Genomic DNA, 5,264 nt, shown 5'->3' with positions numbered 1-5,264 from the left:
GTGCTCCCGAACGAAGGTGCTGGCCAGCGTCAGCAGATGGGTGGACCAGCTCATTTCGCCGCGCAGGTCCGCGTACATCGACGCAAAACGCGGCAGCACCACGACGATCAGGAAGCCGCTCACCAGCAGGCCCAGGCCGAGCACCAGGCTCGGATAGATGGCGGCGCTGACGACCTTCTTGCGCAGGGTCTCCACCATCTCGTGATAACGCAGGAACTCGGACAGCGCCTCGGCCAGCGAACTGCTGCGCTCGCTGGCGCGCACGCTGGCCACCAGCACCATCGGGAAGCGGTCCAGCGCCTCCATCGCCACAGACAGCGCCTTGCCCTGATGCAGCTGCGCCAGCAACGCGGCCTGGAGCTCGGCGCGCGCGCCGTCGGCACCGGACTGCGCCTGCAGCGTCTCGATCGCCTCGACGACCGTCATGCCGGCGACCAGCAGCGTGCGCAACTCCTGGCACCACCAGGCGATGTCCAGCGCGCTGGCCCGCGCGCCGGCGGTCCCCACGCCGCCGGAGATGCGCATGGTGGCGGGCTCGCGCACGGGCTCGGCGGCGAGCACCTTGCGGCCGTCGGGCAGCTGCGCGCCGAGCGACTCGCGCGACGCGACCTCCATCAGCTCCTCGCTGATGGACAGGTGCACGGGATCGAGCAGGCGGACGCGCAGCTTCATGTCAGCGTGTCATCTCAGAGCTGCACGTCGGCGTCGTCGCCGGTGCCGCCGGCCACCCGGTCGCGGCCGAAGCTGAACAGCTCGTAGTCCTTGCCCGGCTGCTGCGACGGAATGCGGTACTGGTAGGGCATGCCCCACGGATCGTTGGGCAGCTCGCCCTTCAGGTAGGGACCGCGCCAGCGCGGGTCGTTGGCGTCGCTGCGCACCAGCGCGGCCAGGCCTTCGGCCGTGTCGGGGAAACGGCCCATGTCGATGCGGTAGGCCTGCAGCGCCTTGTCGATCGCGTCGATCTGCGCCTTGGCCGTGGTGACCTCGGAACGGGAGATCTGCGCCAGGAAGCGCGGTCCGACGATGCCGGTCAGCAGGCCGATGATGAGGATCACCACCAGGAGCTCCAGCAGCGTGAAGCCGCGTGAACCACGGGAAGGACGGGATCGATTGAGAAGGTGCGAACGGCGGGCGGTGTGATGCATGTTGCTCTGGTCTCTCATTGCTCGGAGTCCACGACGAACTTCCAATCCGAATAACGCTGGGCCGGCTGCAGCAGCAGCCCGGGACGGCGCACGGCGCCCATGATCAGAGGCGCGTCCTCGCTGAGGCTGCGCACGCCGAGGATGCGGCCGTCCTCGCCGCGCACGACGCCCCAGCGGCCGGTGGCGCCAACCGGATCCGGATAGAGGCGGCGCATGTGCCGCACGGTGCCGACGAAGCGCGAATCCATCAGCAGCTCTTCCAGTTCCTGCGGGAGTCGCTTGTCGGTGCCCGGCGAGCTGCGCCGGTAGCGCTCCAGCGCCTGCACGTAGAGCGTGCCGATGCGCAGCAGCTGCTGCTCCTTCTCGCGCCGGGCCGCGTCGGCCCAGGACTGCGCGGCGACCGACAGCGCGGCAGAGGTCAAGGCCACCAGCACCAGCACCGCGACCAGGCCGTAGCCGTGCACACGCGAACGCATCGACGGGCGTGTCGAAAGACGTGCCAGGCGCTGCGTCGACAAGCGATCACCACGAGGCATAGCTGCTCCCGTCGGACGCGATCTCGCGCGCACCGCTGCGCACGTCGAAGACGCCTTCGCCGTCGGCGTTGCCCGTCCGCGGCGGCACGGCGACCCAGGTGTCGGCGCGGCTCGTCACCGGGTCGACCGGGATCGCGCGCAGATAACGGCGCTCGACCAGCTCGGGCAGTTCCTTCGGATACCGGCCCTGGTCGCTGTAGAACTTGTCGATCGCGTCGCGCATCGCATGCAGGTTGTGGCGCAGTGCGGTGTCGCGCGCGCGGTCGACGTGCTGCACGTAGCGCGGCGCGGCCACGCTGAGCAGCAGCGCCAGTGCGGCCAGTACCACCAGCAGTTCGATGACGGTGAAGCCGCGGGCTTTCTCTCGCCTCACCATGTCCTCACCATTGCTTCAACGGCACGCCGTTGAGCCCGTTCGCCGTGGACTTCGAGTACACGTCGTAGACCTCTGCGCCGGGCTGCGGGTTGTCGGCGTCCGACTGGTAGCCGCGCAGGCCCCAGCTCTGCTCGGCCGTCACGCCGGGCTCCGCGAACGGATCGCGCGGCACGCGGCGCAGGAAGCGGATCGTCTGGCCCTGGTGCTCGGCGCGCGCGTCGGCGACCTCGCGGGTCAGGCTCTGCAGCGATTCGGGATACGGCGGCCGGTCGCTCGGACCGAGGACCGCGCCGGACTCGCGCGCGGCGCGATAGGCGTCGAGCGCGTCGCGGATCTCCCAGAGCGCGCGCTTGAGTTCGCGCTCCTTCTCGCGCTGTGCCGTCATCTCCGCCATCGGCAGCGCCAGGGAGGCGAGGAAGCCGAGGATGCCCAGGCACACGAGCAGCTCGATCAGCGTGAAGCCGCGGATCCGCCGGCGCGCGCGCGCGCCCACACCGCCGGAACGGCGGGCGGCAGCAGGCGCGCGATTCGGCGTCATCGTCACTTCACCTCGATCACGACGGGCGCCGGCAGCGTGGGCCGCTCGCCGTTGGGCTCGAGCGAGACCGGCTGCGCGGTGCCCACGCGCACCTCGCCGCGCCCAGCGGCGGTGGTCTTGAATCGCAGCTTGAAGACACTGCCCGCGCCCTCCGCCGCGGTCGCCTGGTTGCGAAGGACGCTGAGGCTGACGCGGCCGGGCTCGACGCGCTTGCTGAAGCTGGTGACGGCGCCGCCCTTGCGGAAGTAGTCGTCCTCGTCGGCGTCGACCAGCGTCAGCTTGTCGGCGCTGTATTGCAGCTCGGTCATGAGGCCGCGCAGGTTGGCGTCGCGCAGGTCCAGCCGGACCTCGACCGTCTCACCCACCTTGGCCTGCGTCGGCGCGGCGAGCGACAGCACCGGTGTCTTGCGCATCGACGGATCCGCAGCGCTGGGCGCGCCGGGCGCAGCGGTCGCAGCGGTCGCAGCGATCGCAGCGATCGCTGCGGGCGCTCCGGGTGCGGCGGGCGTTCCAGGCGCGGCGGGCTTCGCGTCGGCCTGCGGCGTGTTGAACTGCAGGCCGCCGACCTGGCGCAGCTTGGGCGAGGCTTCGGTGCCGACCCACATCTCGGACTCGCTCGCGTTCAGACGCTTGACGTTGCGCAGCACGCGCGGCGTGATGGCGAGCAACAGCTCCGAGCGCTTGCCGTCGTCGAGCTGGCTGGAGAACAGCCGGCCGAGCACCGGCAGGTCGCCGAGGCCGGGCACGCGGCTGGAGGTCGCGCGCTCGTCGCGGCTGATCAGGCCGGCGAGCAACTGCGTTTCGCCGTCGCGCAGGCGCAGCAGCGTCGTCGCGTTGCGGGTGCCGATCTGGTACGCGATCGAGCCGGCCGAGGTCTTGATCGAGGTCCCGAGCGAGCTGACCTCCAGCGCGACCTTGATGGCGACCTCGTCGTCGGCGAAGACGGTGGGCTCGACGTCGAGCTTGAGGCCGACGTCGAGGTAGCTGATGCTCTCGGAGACGAAGCCGCCGGTGCCGGTGGTCGTGGACACGACGGGGATCTTGTCGCCGATCATGATCTTGGCCTTCTCCCGGTTGCGCACGCGCAGTTTCGGATTGGCCAGCGTGGAGCTGTCGCCGACTTCGCGGCGCAGGTTGACGAGGATGTTGCCCGGGTTGAGGCCCACGCCGATGCGGTTGCGGCCGAGGTGCTCGAAGTCGGCGAGCGTCAGCTGGTCGGAGTTCCCCGTCGGCAGCGGCGTCAGCGAGAAGGACGTGGGCAGCTTGACGCCGAGCTCGGTGAGGCGCGTGGCGTTGACCTCCAGCACTTCGACCTCCAACAGCACTTCGGGTTCGGCGCTGTCGAAGACGGCGATCAGGCGTTCGGCGAGCTGGATGTTCTCGGGCGAGTCGCGCAGCGCCAGCAGGTTGGAGCGTTCGTCGACGAAGGGCTCACGGATCTTGAGCATCGCCTTGAGGAAGGCGGCGGCGCCCTTGGGATCGCTGTTGGCGAGGTTGAACACGCGCACCAGCTGTTCCTGGTATTCGCGGTGCTTCTCGGCGGTGTTGGGGTAGATGACGATGGTGCGCGAGTCGATGACCTTCTTGGCCAGCTGGTTGCTGGCGGTGATCAGGTCCAGCGCGTCCTCGACCTTGGCCTGGCGCAGCAGCACGGTGACGCGCACGTCGGAGCGCACGTCGCGGTCGAGCACGAAGTTGATGCCGCTGTGGCGGGTGACGACGTCGAGCACGGTGCGCAGGCTGGCGTCGCGGAAGTCGAGCGAGATGGGCCGGGACTCAGTCAGCGCTCCGTTGAGCGCCTGGACCTGCGCGCTGCGCTGGTCGTTGAGCAGCCGGCGCTGCAGGTCCTGCAGCCCGCCATGGCGGGGGTTGTCCTTGAGCGCCTGCTCCAGCACGCGCAGCGCGCGATCGGGCTGTTTCGCCTCGATCCACTTCTGCGCGGCGGCGAGGTCCGCGGCGCCCTTGCGTTCGAGCTCCATGTCCGAGAGCAGCGCCTGCACACGGGCGTTGGTCGGGTCGAGGTCGAGCGCCTGGCGCAGCGTGGCGGTGGCTTCGTCGAACTGGCCGGCAGCGCGCTGCGTGAGCGCCTGCGAGATCAGCCGCATCTGCGATTCGGCGCGCGCCTGCAGCAGCGTGGTGCGCAGGGCGGTGCTCTCGGGGTAGTCCCGCAGGCCGTTCTCGAGCGTGTTCATCGCCTCGCGGTACTGGCCGCCGGCCATGGCGCGGCGCGACTCGTCGCGGATGCGGTTCTCGGCGCAGCCGGCCACGAGCAGCAGCGCGGCGAGAGCGCCGGCGGTGCAGACGGTCGTCGAGGTCGGGCGCCGGGGGGCATCGGAACGCGCGAAGCGAACGAGGCGGACGAAGCGGACGGATCGTTGAAGCATCGGGCGAGCGGATCAGGGTGACGGGGATGCCGCCGGAATGCGGATCACGGTGCGCTGCTGGAGGGGCTCGTAGACGAGACGGATCTCGTCGTCGGTGATGGCTTCGACACGGAAGCCTTCGTCGAGGCGGGTACCGGTCTCGACGAGCACGTCCTTGTCGGACCGCGCGAGATAGACCTTGCGCTGGCCCTGGGGGTCGATGAACTGGCCGAGGTAGCGGTAGTTCAGCGCCGGCGCCTGCGGTGGGGGCGGCGGCGGTGGAGGGGCCGGCGACGGAGGCGCCGG

The 5,264-nt window shown here is 70.3% G+C and carries 6 protein-coding genes and 1 pseudogene; all 7 read right to left on the bottom strand.

Going from position 1 to position 5,264, the window contains the following annotated elements:
- On the bottom strand, window positions 1-672 hold a 672-nt coding region (locus tag VF536_RS03965), incomplete at its 3' end, for a type II secretion system F family protein (RefSeq protein WP_331613487.1).
- A 14-nt stretch (window positions 673-686) separates the two neighbouring features.
- Window positions 687-1,145 carry a type II secretion system major pseudopilin GspG gene (gspG, locus tag VF536_RS03960; RefSeq protein ID WP_331613486.1) on the bottom strand — a complete coding sequence of 153 codons (459 nt, stop codon included), beginning with the start codon at window positions 1,143-1,145 and terminating at the stop codon, window positions 687-689.
- Window positions 1,146-1,159: 14 nt separating this feature from the next.
- A complete protein-coding gene (locus VF536_RS03955; RefSeq protein WP_331613485.1) occupies window positions 1,160-1,621 on the bottom strand; it encodes a type II secretion system protein in 462 nt (153 codons plus the stop codon).
- A gap of 46 nt (window positions 1,622-1,667) precedes the next feature.
- Window positions 1,668-2,057 (bottom strand): type II secretion system protein, encoded by a 390-nt coding sequence (locus tag VF536_RS03950; RefSeq protein WP_331613484.1) that lies wholly within the window; start codon window positions 2,055-2,057, stop codon window positions 1,668-1,670.
- 4 nt (window positions 2,058-2,061) lie between these two features.
- Window positions 2,062-2,595 (bottom strand): type II secretion system protein, encoded by a 534-nt coding sequence (locus tag VF536_RS03945; protein WP_331613483.1) that lies wholly within the window; start codon window positions 2,593-2,595, stop codon window positions 2,062-2,064.
- Window positions 2,596-2,597: 2 nt separating this feature from the next.
- Entirely contained in the window at window positions 2,598-4,979 is a 2,382-nt protein-coding gene (locus VF536_RS03940; RefSeq protein ID WP_331613482.1) for a secretin N-terminal domain-containing protein, read from the bottom strand.
- Between the two features lie 12 nt (window positions 4,980-4,991).
- Window positions 4,992-5,264 (bottom strand): annotated as a pseudogene (locus VF536_RS03935) (hypothetical protein); the annotation flags it as partial.

This window comes from Roseateles sp., assembly GCF_036486225.1.
Lineage (GTDB): Bacteria > Pseudomonadota > Gammaproteobacteria > Burkholderiales > Burkholderiaceae_C > Roseateles.
The sequence above is the reverse complement of the archived record's forward strand: the minus strand, read 5'-3'. Positions and strand labels throughout refer to the sequence as shown.